8 protein-coding genes are annotated in these 14,008 nt (G+C 72.5%); 3 read left to right on the forward strand and 5 right to left on the reverse strand.

Translation table 11 applies throughout. The annotated features are described in order from the left end of the window. Positions 1–11: 11 nt before the first annotated feature. The 4 genes from ACFV04_RS04755 to ACFV04_RS04770 all read right to left on the reverse strand — a co-directional run bounded on the left by ACFV04_RS04755 (position 12) and on the right by ACFV04_RS04770 (position 10,301). The gene (locus ACFV04_RS04755; RefSeq protein ID WP_380526871.1) at positions 12–7,202 is read right to left on the reverse strand and encodes an amino acid adenylation domain-containing protein; all 7,191 of its coding nucleotides are present in this window, start codon (positions 7,200–7,202) and stop codon (positions 12–14) included. Between the two features lie 2 nt (positions 7,203–7,204). Next, positions 7,205–8,485 (reverse strand): cytochrome P450, encoded by a 1,281-nt coding sequence (locus tag ACFV04_RS04760; protein WP_380526803.1) that lies wholly within the window; start codon positions 8,483–8,485, stop codon positions 7,205–7,207. 31 nt (positions 8,486–8,516) lie between these two features. Beyond that, complete coding sequence (locus ACFV04_RS04765; RefSeq protein ID WP_380526805.1) at positions 8,517–9,341, reverse strand: class I SAM-dependent methyltransferase; 825 nt, start codon at positions 9,339–9,341, stop codon at positions 8,517–8,519. A gap of 408 nt (positions 9,342–9,749) precedes the next feature. Beyond that, positions 9,750–10,301: an EF-hand domain-containing protein gene (locus ACFV04_RS04770; protein ID WP_380335159.1), complete on the reverse strand. Its 552-nt coding sequence runs from the start codon at positions 10,299–10,301 to the stop codon at positions 9,750–9,752. Between the two features lie 288 nt (positions 10,302–10,589). Here ACFV04_RS04770 and ACFV04_RS04775 point away from each other — a divergent pair, with 288 nt between their 5' ends. Then, positions 10,590–11,474, forward strand: a complete 885-nt coding sequence (locus tag ACFV04_RS04775) for an SDR family oxidoreductase (RefSeq protein ID WP_380526807.1) — start codon at positions 10,590–10,592, stop codon at positions 11,472–11,474. A gap of 46 nt (positions 11,475–11,520) precedes the next feature. Next, positions 11,521–11,967: a nuclear transport factor 2 family protein gene (locus ACFV04_RS04780; RefSeq protein WP_380526809.1), complete on the forward strand. Its 447-nt coding sequence runs from the start codon at positions 11,521–11,523 to the stop codon at positions 11,965–11,967. Between the two features lie 7 nt (positions 11,968–11,974). On the opposite strand, the gene aspA is transcribed toward ACFV04_RS04780, so the two are convergent. Next, a complete protein-coding gene (gene aspA, locus ACFV04_RS04785) occupies positions 11,975–13,402 on the reverse strand; it encodes an aspartate ammonia-lyase (protein WP_380335151.1) in 1,428 nt (475 codons plus the stop codon). Positions 13,403–13,541: 139 nt separating this feature from the next. Between aspA and ACFV04_RS04790 the strand changes: the two genes are divergently transcribed. Continuing rightward, positions 13,542–13,991, forward strand: coding sequence for an Lrp/AsnC family transcriptional regulator (locus tag ACFV04_RS04790; RefSeq protein WP_360261122.1), 450 nt, complete (start codon positions 13,542–13,544; stop codon positions 13,989–13,991). Positions 13,992–14,008: the final 17 nt, after the last annotated feature.

Below are 14,008 nucleotides of genomic sequence, written 5' to 3' on the forward strand. Positions count from 1 at the left end.
ATGATGACACGTCAGTACTCCCGGGCGGCTGGGGCGGCGTCGGTCCTGATGAGATCCGCGACAGTCGCGGCCACATGCGTCACGTACGGCTCCTCCATGATCGTCAAATGGTCGCCGGGGACGCGGACGATGTGGATCCGGCCGCCGGTCATGCCGCTCCAGCCGTTGCAGGGGTCCTGGTGTCGGGTTCCGGCCGCCCGGTGCATGGCGGACAGGACGGCGGGCAGCGGCTCCTCGGCCCGGATCAGTGTGAGGTCCTGGTCCTCGCACGGGGGCCGGTAGGCCAACGTCGCCTGCCAGTTCCCCCGGTAGACGTCGAACAGGCGGCGGATGACGGCCCCGGAGCTGCCGGTCGGCAGGATGCCCCGTTCGCTCGCGAGGCGGGCCACGAACGCGAACTTCTCCTTCCGTGACCCGAGTTCCTCCGGGATGAGGCGTGCGGGTGACGCGGCGCCGCCCCTCGGCCAGAGCAGCTCGTGGAGGAACCACTCCAGCAGGGCGTCGTCGTCGTACCGGGCCCGCGGTCCCTCGTCCAGGGCCGTGGTGTCGAGGACCAGCAGGGTCACCTGCTCACCCGCCGCCCGCAGCCGACGGGTGATCTCGAAGGCGACGAAGCCGCCGAAGGACCACCCGCCAACGGCGTACGGGCCGTGCGGCTGCACCCTGCGCAGCGCGGCGAGGTAGCTGTCCGCGAGGTCCTCGACGCTGCGCAGCGCCGTGGTGCCGGGCTCCGCACCGGCGGCCTGGAGCGCGTACAGCGGCTGGTCGTCCGGGAGGTGCCGGGCGAAGCCGACGTAGCACAGCACGTTGCCACCCATCGGGTGCACCATGAACAGCGGCCGGCGGGTGCCGTGCGGGCGGATCGGCACCAGGGGGTCGAAGGCGGCTGCCGCCCCGCCTTCGCGCAGCCGCGCCGCGAGCCCGGCGGGGGTGGGTGTCGCGATGAACTCCGCCAGGGGGATGTGGACCCGGTAGCGCTGTTCGATCCTGACCACCAGCCGCATCGCGGCCAGGGAGGTGCCGCCGAGGTGGAAGAGACTGTCGTGCACCCCCACCGCGTCCGCGGACAGGACGTCCGCCATCATCTCGGTCAGCACCTGCTCGTACGCGTCGCGCGGACCGACGGTGGGGGTCCGGCCGGGGGTGGCCAGCCGGGCGCGGCGCAGTGCGGCGTCGTCGCGTTTGCCGCTCGGGGTCAGCGGCCACGCGGGAAGCCACTGCAGGTGTGCGGGGACCATGTAGTCGGGCAGGGTCGCGCACAGCCGCTCACGGACGCCGGCCAGGTCCCCGTCCGTGCCCTCGCCGAGGAGGAAGGCGGCGAGGAAGGTCTCGCCGTCCTCGCGCCGACGGGCCACCACCGCGGCGTCCCGCAGGCCGGGGTACTGCTCCGCCAGGGCGGTGACGGCCAGTTCCACCTCGGCCGGCTCCACGCGGAAGCCGCGCACCTTGACCTGGGCGTCGTCGCGCCCCAGGAAGACGACGTTTCCGTCGGGGAGCACCATGCCCAGGTCGCCCGTGTAGTACAGCCGGTGGCCCCCGTCCGCGAAGGGATGCGGGAGGAACCGTTCCCCGGTCAGGTCCGGGCGGCCCTCGTAGCCGTCGGCCAGGCAGCCGCCGCCGAGGTGGATGCCGCCGCGCACCCCGACCGGGACCGGGCGCAGCCGCTCGTCCAGGACGTGCACCTCGGCCCCGTCGATGGCGCGGCCGATCGGGGGCAGTGCGGGGAAGTCCTCGGGGTCGCCGGCCATGGTGAACGCGGTGACCACATGTGTCTCGGTCGGACCGTACTGGTTCTCCAGGACGGCTCCGGGGAGCCGGGCGCACAGCTCGCGGATCTCCTGGGTGACGCGCAGTTGCTCGCCGCAGATGATCAGGCGCCGCAGGGCCCGCGGGACGATGCCCAGGGTCCCGGCGGCTTCGGCCAGTTGCTGGAGGGCCACGGGTGGGAGGAAGACCTGCTCGACCCGCTCGCGGTCGAGCAGCCGCAGCAGGGCGGGCATGTCGCGCCGCTCGGCGTCGCGGGCCAGGCAGAGGGTGCCGCCGGAGCAGAGCGTGGAGAAGATCTCCTGGAAGGAGACGTCGAAGCTCACCGGTGCGAACTGCAGCGTCGTCGCGCCCGCGACCCCTCCGGGCGCTCCGGTCTGCCAGGCCACCAGGCCGGCCAGGGTGCGGTGCGGCATGGCGACGCCCTTGGGCGTCCCGGTGGAGCCGGAGGTGAACAGGACGTACGCGGTGCTCCCGGCGTCGATTCCGCCCCGGGCCGGGCGCTCCGGCGTCGGTGCGGCCACCGACTCGGCGGGCAGCAGGAGGGCGGGATCACCGACGAGGTGCGCGTACGCGGACTCGGCCACCACCCGGAAGGGCCGGGACCGTTCCAGCATCGCGGCCAGTCGTGGAGCCGGGTAGCCGACGTCCAGGGGGACGACCGCGCAGCCGGCCCGCAGGACCCCGAGGAGCACGGCCATGGTCAGCGGGGAGCGGTTCATGGCGATCCCGATCCGGGCGTTCGCCGGGGCGCCCAGGGCGCTCAGTCGCCCGGCCACGTTCCCGGCGGCCTCGGCCAGCCGGGCGTAGCTCCACCGATCGTCGCCCATCACCAGGGCGGTCGCGTCCGGGGTGCGTGCGGCCTGGTCGGCGAAGCGCGCCACGACGGTGGGGTGATCGGCGGGGGAGGCCGCGGCGGGCCTGGGGGCGAGGAAGGCGAAGTCCGGTTCCTCGTACGGCCGTTCCACCATGCGCCAGAGGATCCTGAGGTACCCGGCCGCGAAGAGGTCTCCCTGCTCGGCGGAGAACGTCGTGCCGTCGCAGTCGATCCGCAGCCACATCCGTGCGCCGTCCGGTTCGGTGACGGCGTTCACCAGGAACCGGAAGTCGTTCTCCTCCCAGCTGCGGAACTCCCTGAGCCGTAGACCGGGCAGGCCGAGGACGTGGGAGAGCTGGTGGAAGTGCACGTAGTTGAAGGCGGTGTCCAGGACGGGCCCACCGTGGTCCTCCTGGATGGCGCTCAGCGGGTAGTGGCGGTGGGGGTGGCCTTCCTGCTCCTGGCGGAAGCCCTCGCGCGCCACGTCCAGCCAGCTGTCCCGTGCGGTGTCCAGGCGGACCGGCACGGTGTTCAGGAACAGCCCGGCGATCCGCTCGGCACCGGCCAGTTCGGGCCGGCCGTGGGTGATCAGGCCGGTGGTCACCTCCCGGGTGCCGGCGAGCACGGCGAGCGTCAGGCCGTGCGCCGCGAAGAATACGGACTTCAGGGGCAGGGCGTGTTCCGTCGCGAAGTGCCGCACCCGCTCGACGAGGGCGTCGGGCAGGTCGACCCGCCGCGAGGCCGGCTGCCGGACGGGGCCGGGCAGGTGGGGCGCGAACGCCTCGATCGGCAGGGGGCCGCAGCCGGTCAGCTTCGTCCGCCAGTAGCGCCGTGCCTCCTCCGAGCGCAGGGCGGCCTGCTCCAGCCGTACGTGGGCCGCCGGCGACGGAAGCACCGCGTCGTCGACGGGGGCGGTTCCCAGGCCCAGACCGTGGGCGTAGTCCTGGAGCAGTTCCCGGACCAGCGTGGCGACGCTGCCGCCGTCGAGGAGCGCGTGGTGGAAGCTGAGGACCAGGTCGACGACGGCCGCCCGCACGTGGGCGCGGAACAGGTAGAGCGGCGCCCGGTCGAAGGCGTAGGGATGGCGGCGCCGCTCCTCCACGTGCGCGCACACCTGTGCCTCGGCTGCCGCGGTGTCGAGCGGGCGCAGGTCGGTGATCTCCAGACCGCCGTGCACCCGGGGGTGGACGACCTGCAGCGGTTCGGCGCCGGACAGGTCGAAGGCCGAGCGCAGCGCCGGGTGCCGTCGCGTCAGCCGGTCGAACGAGCGGCGGAACTCCACCTCGTTCCACGGCATTTCGAGGGTGTACCGGAACACGTCGCGGTACCTGGCCGAGGCCTCGCGGCGGCGGCTGTGGTACAGCAGGCCGAGCTGGAGCCGGGTCAGTGGATGGGCGTCCTCGGCATCGCGCAGGCGGGCCCGGTCGATGTCGGCCACCAGGGCGAACGGAGCCTGGAGAGCCTCGGCCTCGCCCGCGTCGCAGTCCTCGACGTGCGGGGCGAGGCCGGCCACCGTCGGGTTGCGGAGCAGGTCGGTGAGCGAGAACCGCAGGCCCCGGGCCTCCGCTTCGGCGCGCACCCTGAGCATCAGGATCGAGTCGCCGCCGAGGGCGGAGTAGTCGTCGTGGATCCCCACGGCCCGATGGCCCAGGACTGCGGCCCAGACCTCGGCCAGGACCGTCTCGGTGCGGTTGCGCGGCTGCCCGCCCGCGCTGGGTTCCGCGAGGTCGTGCGGCGGGGGCAGCGCGGCGCGGTCGGCCTTGCCGCTGGGAGTGAGCGGAATGCCCTCGATCCGGGTGAAGGACGCCGGGACCATGAACGACGGCAGCGTCCGGCCGAGCCGTTCGCGCAGCACCCCCGGCTCGATCGGGGCCCCCGCGACGTAGTAGCCGGCCAGGACGGTTCCCCGGTCGGCGGTGGTGCGGCCCACCACGACGGCGTCCCGTACGCCGGGGACGGCGCGCAGCGCGGCCGCGACTTCGTCGGGCTCGACCCGGTGGCCCCGGATCTTGACCTGGTCGTCGATCCGTCCGAGGTACTCCAGGGTGCCGTCCGCGAGCCACCTGGCCCGGTCGCCGCTGCGGTAGAGGCGGCCACCGGGCACGAACGGGTCCTCGCCGAAGCGTTCGGCGGTCAGCTCCGGGCGGTCGAGGTACCCGCGGGCGACTGCGGCTCCGCCGATGCACAGCTCACCCGCGGCTCCGACCGGTTGCGGCAGGTCGTCGGCGCCCAGCACGTACAGGGCGGTGTTGTCGATCGGCCGGCCGATGGGCACCCGCGTGATGCCGCGGGTGGGGCCGTCCGGACAGTCGTAGGACGCGACGTCGACCGTGGCCTCGGTCGGGCCGTACAGGTTCACCAGGCGGACGGGCCACTCGCCGGCGTCCTCGCGGCGCCGCCGGGCGGCCACCCGGTTGAACTGCTCGACCCGGCCGCCGGGCAGCGCCTCACCGCTGCAGAAGACGTACCGCAGGGTCCGGACGTCCTCCCGTGAAGCCGCCGACTCCTCCAGCAGATCGAGGAACGGGCCGAGCATCGAGGGCACGAAGTGCACGGCGGTGACCCGGTGTTCACGGATCGCCCGGACGACCTCACGCGGGTCCTGCTGGCCACCGGGCGGCAGCAGGGCCACGGCCGCGCCCTCGGCGGCCCACCAGAACAGCTCCCACACCGAGACGTCGAAGGAGGCCGGTGTCTTCTGCAGGAGGACGTCCTGGCGCCCGAGCGGGTAGCGGCGCTGCATCCACGCCAGGCGGTTGACCACGCTGTGGTGCTCGACCATGACGCCCTTGGGCCGGCCGGTCGAGCCGGAGGTGTAGATGACGTAGGCGAGGTCGTCGGCGGTGGCGACCGGCTCAACCGGGTCCGCGTCACCGTCCAGCAGGTCCTTGACGCGCCGCACGACCGCGTCCCCGGGCAGGTCGTCGGGCGCGTCGTCGTCGACGATCACCATCGCGGCGCGGCTGTCGCGCAGCAGGAATTCCACCCGTTCGGCCGGGTAGCCGGGGTCCACCGGTACGTAGGCGCCGCCCGCCTTCAGGACGCCGAGGAGCGCGACCAGCAGGTGCGGCCCGCGCTCCGTCATCACCGCGACCCGGTCCGCCGGGCCGACTCCCCCGGCGCGCAGGGACCGCGCGACGCGGTTGGCCAGTTCGTCGAGTTCGGAGTAGGTCAGCGTCTCCCCGGACGGCGCGACGACCGCGGTCCGGTCCGGCAGCCGGGCGGCCTGGGCCTCGAACAGCCCGTGCACGGTGGCCCGTTCCGCACGGGGCACCCGCCGGCCGCGGGCGCGCCCGGCGGTGAGGTCCCGGTACTCGGCCGGCGACAGCATGGGCACCTCGGCGAGCGGCCGGTCCAGCGCCTCCAGGCCGTGTTCCAGGAGCGTCGAGAGGTGGCCCGCGACCGAGGCGACGGGAAGGTCCTCGTCGAAGACGTCGCAGGCGTGGTCGAGGTCGATGCGGAGGTCGGCCGTGTCGTCGAAGGCCGACACCAGGATGCCCAGTGCGTCCTGGTCGTGGGAGGGCGCCATCAGGGCCGTCCGCCGCACGATTCCGGGGACCCGGTCCCGCCGGGACCAGTTCACGGCGGAGAGCGTCACGTCGAAGAGCTGCCGCGGGCCCCGGGCCGCCGCGGGCACTTCGCGCAGGATGTCACCGAGCGAGAGCCGCTCGTGCCGCCGGAGCACACGGGTCGCGTCCTGGACCTCGGCGAGCAGGTCCCCGACCGTACGGCTGCCGGGCGCCGCGACCCGCAGCGGCAGGGTGTTGGCGAACTGGCCGAGGACGTCGCGGTGATGCCCCGTCGTACGGTTGAGGAAGGGGACGCCGATGACCACCTCCTCGGTGCCGTGCAGGCGCGCCAGGTACGTCCCGACCATGGCCGCGACGTACGTGAACGGCCAGAAGCCGGCCGCGCGGACCCGCCCGACGAGGGCGCCGTCGATCACGAACGAGTGCCGGCCCCGGCCGTGCGGGCCGTCGCCCCTCGCCCGCGTGAAGAGCGCGGGTGTCACGCCGTCGAGGTACTCCCGGTAGAAGGCGCGGTCACGGTCGCCGTCCGCACCGGCGCGATAGGCGGCGTCCGCCTCGACGACGGCCAGGCAGGAGGACGCCGTACGGCTGCTCTGCCGCGCACCGCCGTGCGGCGCCTGCCCGTAGTCCTGGAGGATCTCGTGGCCGAGCCGGTCGAGGGTCCAGCCGTCGGCGACGATGTGATGGGCCTTGACGTGCAGGTGCGTGACGTCCGGGCCCTCCAGGAGAAGAGCGGCCTCGACCAGGGCGCCGCCGGTGAGCGGCAGGGCACCGGCCATCGACCTGCGCATCCACGCGGCACAGGCGGCACCCGGCTCGGGTTCGCCCGAGAGATCGACCACGGTGACCGGGACACGCTCCTGCGCCACCCGTTGGAAGGGAACGCCGGAGCTGTCGGCGAACCTCAGCCGGAACGTCTCGTGGCGGTGCAGGGCCCGCTCCGCGCAGGCGGCGAGCCTGTCACGGTCGACACTGCCGTGCAGGCGTTCGTGGAGGACGCAGTTGAACTGCGGTGACTCCGGCGCCCGGGAGCCGGCCGCCCACACGTCCTGCTGGTACGCCGTCAACCGGTGCGAGGTCTGCTGGTTCATGCTCACCTGGAGGGATTTCCTTCGTGGGGATCTCCTCCTTCGATCCGCACCGGGATCTCCTGATGCCCGTTGAAGATGAGGGAGGGCAGCGGAGCCAGAGTGCCTGCTCCGACCGCGAGTTCGAGGGCGGGGAACCGGGAGAAGAGCGCGGGCAGCGCGATGCGCGCTTCGAGGCGGGCGAGTTCGGCGCCCAGGCAGTAGTTGGGGCCGTGGCTGAAGGCCAGGTGCTCGCGGGCGGTGGCGCGGGTGACGTCGAAGCGGTCGGCGTCGGCGCCGTGCACCCCGGGATCACGGCCGACCGCGGCGTAGTTGATGACGATGGCCTCACCCCGGGAGAAGGTCAGCCCGGTGGCCTCGTCGTACAGGTCCTCGGTGGGGAAGCGCATCATGAAACTGGCCACCGGCGCCTGGTGGCGCAGGGTCTCCTCGACGACCTGGTCCCAGCCGACCCGGCCCGAGACGGCCGGCCCGAGCTGCTCCGGGTGGGTGAGCAGGTTGACCACGGCGTGGCCCAGCAGGCTCGCCGTGGTCCCGTAGCCGGCGCCGAGCACCATCCAGATGCTGTCGGCCAGCTCACGTTCGTCGAGCAGTCCCTCGCGGTGGGCGGCGACGAGGACGCTGGCGACGTCGTCGCCGGGGTCGTCGGCCTTGAGCGCGAGCAGCTCCCCGAGAAGACCCGCGGCCTCGGCGGCGGTGGCGGCCGCCTGCTCGGCGGTCAGGTTCGTGGTGAAGACGGTGTCGTTGACGGCCTGGAAGCCGTCGAGCATGGCCTCCGGCAGGCCCACCAGCGCGGTGACCGTCCGCCACGGCAGCCGCGAGGCGAAGAGCGTCCGCAGGTCCACGACTCCGTCGGGGGCGGCGGCGGCCGCCCCCGCGAGGTCGTCCAGCAGCGCGGCGGTGATCTCCTCGATCCGCGGTGCGAGGGACCGCACCCGGCGAGCGGCGAACGCGGGAACCAGGAGCCGCCGCAGCCGGGTGTGGTCGCGCCCGTAGGCGGTCTGGACCGTTCGGATGTCCACCCAGATGCGCAGCGGCCAGCCGGCCGGCAGGTCGCCGTCGAGGAAGGCCGGCCAGTGCTGGTGCGCGTCCTTGGACACCCTGGGGTGGACCAGCAACCGCCGGACGAGCCCCGGGTCGGTCACCGACCACGCCGGCACACCGCCGGGCAGCTCCACCCGGGCTGCCGGCCCCAGCGCACGAAGCGCCGCGGCTTCACCGTGGACGTCCGCTGCGCTGCCGTCCAGCAGGTACGGACAGTGGTTCCGGGCGGGCGGGGAGGACATGGCTCACGACCTCGCGGCGACTAGTCGGGACTCAGGGGCGAACGGCGGTCAGGAGTCCGTAGCGCAGCTGGGGCACCGCGAAGAACCACCCGCCCAGGTCGGCCGCCGTCTGCCACTCGCGCGCCGTCTCGCCGTCGGTCTCGCCGTGGGCGGCGTCCCGCCAGGCGTTGGTCATGCTGTCGTAGGAGCGCCGGACGTTCTCGGTGATGTCCGTGTGGTCCACCACCCTCAGCCCGGCCTCTCCCAGCAGCTGCCGGTACAGGTCGGTGGTCAGCGAGAACTTGAAGAACCCGTGGGCCTCGGCCATGCGGGCGGCGTCCGGGCGGTCGAGTTCGCCGTCGAGGTGGTGCTCGGCGATGACCAGCCGCGCGCCGGGGCGCAGGACCCGTGCGATGTGGCCGAGGGCCGCTTCCTTGTCCTTCATGTGCATCAGGGACTCGATGGCGTAGGCGCCGTCGAAGGACTCGTCCGGGAAGGGGAGTTCCATGGCGTCGGCCAGCCGGAACGTGGCACGGCCGGGAAGGTCCGCGGGCTGCGGGCGGCCGTTGGCCACCTCGACCTGGTAGTCGCTGACGCTGACACCGGTGATCCGCACGGCGTGGTGGGCGATGATGCGGGCCGCCGTGCTCCCGTGGCCGCACCCCACGTCGATCAGGTGCTGTCCCTCGCTCGGGGCGACGCGTTCGGTGACGAGGTCCGTCAGCCGGTCGGTCGCGGCCCGCATGGGGCTGCCGTCCGACTCGTCGTCCCAGTAGCCGACGTGGATGTTGCCGCCGAGCGCACTGTCGTACACGTCCGTGTGACGGTTGTAGAAGGTCCCCACTTCGCCGGACGTGTGGGGGTGCTGCGTCAGCATCAGATGGCCTTTCACGGTTCGTCGAGCCCGCCTGCCGGGATCCGCAGGGCTGGGCTGCCCGTCGCCGTGGGATACGGCGACGGGCGGGGCGGAAGCTGTGTCGATGGTGACAAAGGACCTGAACAGGTCGAAACGGGCGGACCGGGCTTCACCGCATCGGGGCACGAACGTCACCCGCCCGCCGGAACGGACGTGCCGTTTCCGACGGGCGGGTGGGTCGCGGCCGTGGGCCGGTCCGGGGCGGAGCGGATGGGAGGCGCACGGGCCCACGGGGAGGAGCATCGGGGAGTGCCGGTTCCCCGGTCGCGATCACCGCGACGGGTCAGGCACCCTCACCGCGCTCCGCCGTCATCCGCGCCGGCTGCCGCCCCGTGGAGCAGCAGCCGCGCCCCGCTCGCGCGGATCCGCTCAGACGTGCCCGAAGAACAGGCTGCCCGGCGCGTCCGGGTCGTTCGAGAGGAAGTGCTCGCGCACCGCGCGGATGAACTCGTAGCGCGAGATGGCGCCGTCCCCGTCGGTGTCCAGCTTGGCGAACATGTCCATCGCGTCGGGCGCTTCGCTCTTCCACACGTCCCTCAGGAAGCGGGCGAACTCGTCCTTGCTGATCTCGTTGTCGCCGTTGACGTCGATGACGTCGAAGATCGCGTGCCCACCGCCCTCGGTCACGTTGAGCCGGCTGGTGTCGATGACCGCGAGACGGTTGGCCATGACGAACTGGTCCTTGGTGAGCCGGTCCGCGTCCACGCCGGCGTGACGCAGCAGCTCCAGCCAGTAGATCTGGCAGAAGGTCTGGAGCGCCCTGGCCCGGCGGTCGCTCTTGTCGAGCTTGTAGGCCTGGATGTAGCGGTCGGCGAGCTTCTGGTAGTCCGACCAGTCCACGTAGCCGTCGTTGTTGGCGTCCATGGTCTGGAACGTGCGCTCCAGCTTGGCGGTGATGAGGTCCGGTGTCGCAGTTGCCATGTCTCCTCCTCGGGGACAAAGGGGGCACTGGAAGCAACCATCGCCAGCCAGTCGTTGGGGCACAATCCGACAAGCCCGACCGGTCGCGCCGTTCACCTCATTGGTCGCTCCGGTGCCCTCCGACCGCCGACTACGGCCCGACCGGACCGGACACGGGCGTTCCGGGCGAGTTCGTCCCGGACTATCCCCTCGGCGCCCTCTACGGTGGGACCCGGCCGGGATCGGCCGTGGACGGACGGACCCGGCGCTTCACCGTTCGCCGCCATGTCCTGAACCCGGAGGAAGCACGTGTCGAAGTCGTCGGGTCCGGTGTCACCCTCGGGCCGCGCCGTGGTCGTCACCGGAGCCTCCTCGGGCCTCGGCGAGGCCTGTGCGCTCCAGCTGTCGCGGGTGGGCTTCCACGTCTTCGCCGGCGTCCGCCGCCCCGAGGACGGCGAACGGCTGCACGCGGCCGCGCCCGGACGGCTGACCCCGGTGGTCGTCGACGTGACGGACGAGAAATCGGTCCAGGCCGCCGTGTACGAGGTCACCGAGTCGGTCGGCGAGGCCGGGCTGTGGGGCCTGGTCAACAACGCGGGCATCGCCGTCACGGCTCCGCTGGAATGCGTGCCGAGCGAGCTCATGCGCCGCCAGCTGGACACCAACGTCACCGGTCAGCTGATCGTGATCCAGGGGTTCCTGCCGCTGCTGCGGGCCGGCACCGGGCGGATCGTCAACGTGACCTCTGGCCTCGGGAACATCGCGATCCCCTACCTCGGCGCCTACGCCGCGGCCCAGTTCGCCAAGGAGGCGCTCAGCGACGCGCTGCGACGCGAGCTCTCCCCGCAGCGGATCCCCGTGTCGGTGGTCCAGCCGGGCGCCGTCCTGACGCCGCTCTGGTCCAAGATGCGCGAAGCGGGCGACCGGGCGCTGGAGAGCGCCCCCGGGCCGGTCCGGGAGCTCTACCGCGACACCTTCCCACCCTTCATGGAAGCCAACGAGGCCCTGGCCAGGACCAGCCGCACCACTCCCGACGACGTCGCCCGGGTCGTCTTCCGGGCGCTGGTCGCCGAGCGGCCGAGGACCCGCTACGGCGTCGGCCGGGACGCGATCGGCAGCCGCGTGCTGGCCAGGCTGCTGCCCGACCGGGCGATCGACCGGATCCTCGGGGACGTCGTCACGCCCGCCCGCTGACCGCCGTCCGCACGACCGACACCACGACACCGAGAGAAGGAACCGCATGACCACGCCGCAGGAGCTGAAGGACCTGTTCACGCGAGGCCTGGAGCAGCTGGCGGACGGGAGGATCGAGGAGTGGATCGACGGCTTCACCGAGGACGGCGTCCTCGAATTCCCCTACCCGGCCTGGGGCCTGCCCACCCGGATGCAGGGCCGGGAGGCGCTGCTCGCCCAGATGACGATGTTCCGTGACCAGCTGAAGGTCGAGTTCTCCGAGCCCGAGTTCTACACCGCCACCGAGGACGGCCTGGTCGTCGCGGGCTTCACCGGCGAGTGCACCCTGATCGCCACCGGGGGCCAGTACCACCAGGTCTACCTGTCGGTGGTGCGGTACGAGAACGGCCGCATCGCCCACTTCCGTGACTTCTGGAACCCCTGGTCGGTGATGGAGGCCGCCGGCGGCGAACTCGCCTGGAAGCGGATCCTGCCGACGATGGCGCGAGGCTGACGGTCCGTCAGTTGGCGTGGGGGCGGGCGAGGTTGCCGGGGCTGAGGATCTCGCCGAGTTCCGACGGGGTCAGCAGGCCCCTGCGGAGCACCAGGTCGCGGACGGAGGCACCGGTGGTCAGGGCCTCCTGCGCGATGCCGGTGGCGTTCTCGTAGCCGATGTGCGGGTTGAGGGCGGTGACCAGGCCGATGGAGTGCGCCACCAGGTGGGCGAGGTGGTCGTGGTTGGCGGTGATCCCGACGACGCAGCGCTCGGCGAGGGTCCGGCAGCCGGCCCGCAGGTGGGTGAGGCTCTTCAGCAGGCTGTGGGCGATGACCGGTTCGAAGGCGTTGAGCTGGAGCTGGCCCGCTTCCGCCGCGAAGGTGACCGTCAGGTCGTTGCCGATGACCTCGAAAGCGATCTGGTTGACCACCTCGGGGATCACCGGGTTGACCTTGCCCGGCATGATGCTCGAACCCGCCTGCACCGCGGGCAGGTTGATCTCCCCGAGGCCTGTGCGCGGGCCCGAGGAGAGCAGCCGCAGGTCGTTGCAGGTCTTGGAGAGCTTGACGGCGATCCGCTTGAGCACACCGGACAGCTGGACGAACGCGCCGGCGTCCTGGGTCGCCTCGACCAGGTCGCCGGCGAGCTCCAGGGGCATGCCGGTGAGGGCGCCGAGATGGGCGCAGGCGGTGGCCGGGTAGGCGGGGTGCGCGTTGAGGCCGGTGCCGATGGCGGTGCCGCCGAGGTTGATCTCGCGGATCAGCGCACAGGCTTCGGCCAGTCGGGCGCGGTCCTCCTCCAGCATGACCGCGAACGCGGCGAACTCCTGGCCGAGGGTCATGGGCACGGCGTCCTGGAGCTGGGTGCGCCCCATCTTCAGGACGTCGGCGAACTCGGCGGCCTTGGCGGTGAAGGCGTCCCGCAGCTCGGCCATGGCCTCCAGCAGGCCCTGGGCCGCGAGGTGGAGGGCGATCTTGACCGCGGTCGGGTACACGTCGTTGGTGCTCTGCCCCGCGTTGACGTCCTCCAGCGGGTGGATCACCGCGTACTCGCCCTTGGCGTGCCCGAGGAGCTCCAGGGCGCGGTTGGCGACCACCTCGTTGGCGTTCATGTTGGTGGACGTGCCCGCTCCGCCCTGGATCACGTCGACGACGAACTGGTCGTGCAGCCGTCCGGCGCGGACCTCCTCACAGGCCGCCACGATCGCCGCCGCCTTGCCGTCCTCCAGCAGGGCGAGGTCGCGGTTGGCCATCGCCGCCGCCTGCTTCACGCAGGCCAGCGCGGTCACCAGGTCCGGGTAGACGGAGATCCGGGTGCCGGTGATCGGGAAGTTCTCCACCGCCCGCAGGGTGTGGATGCCGTAGTACGCGTCGGCCGGCACGTCCCGCTCGCCGAGCAGGTCGTGCTCGGTCCGGGTCCCGTAGCCGTTCGGCGTCCGAAGGGCAGGCTGCATGGAGGTGTCCGTTTCCGAAAGGGGGTGGTGGGTGGCGGGAAGCGAGGGCCCGCGCCAGCCGCAAGATTACGGCGAAATCACCGCAATCGGGTTGCCGATCTCCGCCCGTTCGACGACTTTCGTGGTGGAGAATCGCGCCATGGACCAGATCGACAGGGCAATCTTGCGCGAGCTCCAGAAGGACGGACGGCTGAGCAACCAGGAGCTCGCCCAACGGGTGGGCCTCACGGCGTCGCCGTGCATGCGGCGCGTGCGGCAGCTGGAGCAGGACGGCGTGATCGAGGGCTACCGCGCGGTCGTCAACCCGCAGGCGGTCGGCCGGAGCTTCGAGGTGCTCGTCTCGATCGAGCGGGACACCCGATCGGTCGAGGCCTTCGAGGAGGAGCTGCTGGCCATCCCCGACGTGATCGAGGCGTACCGGCTGATGGGCAGCCCCGGGTGCCTGCTCCGGGTCGCCGTCGCCGACCTGCCCGCCTACGAGAAGCTGTGGATCGAACGGCTGACCACCCTGCCCGGCGCCACCGCCGTCAACTCCCAGATCATCATGAAGCCGATCAAGCAGCAGGGCGGGCTCCCCGTGGACCACTGACACCGGTCCCGTGCGGC

The organism is Kitasatospora sp. NPDC059599 (genome assembly GCF_042735125.1).
Classification (GTDB): domain Bacteria; phylum Actinomycetota; class Actinomycetes; order Streptomycetales; family Streptomycetaceae; genus Kitasatospora.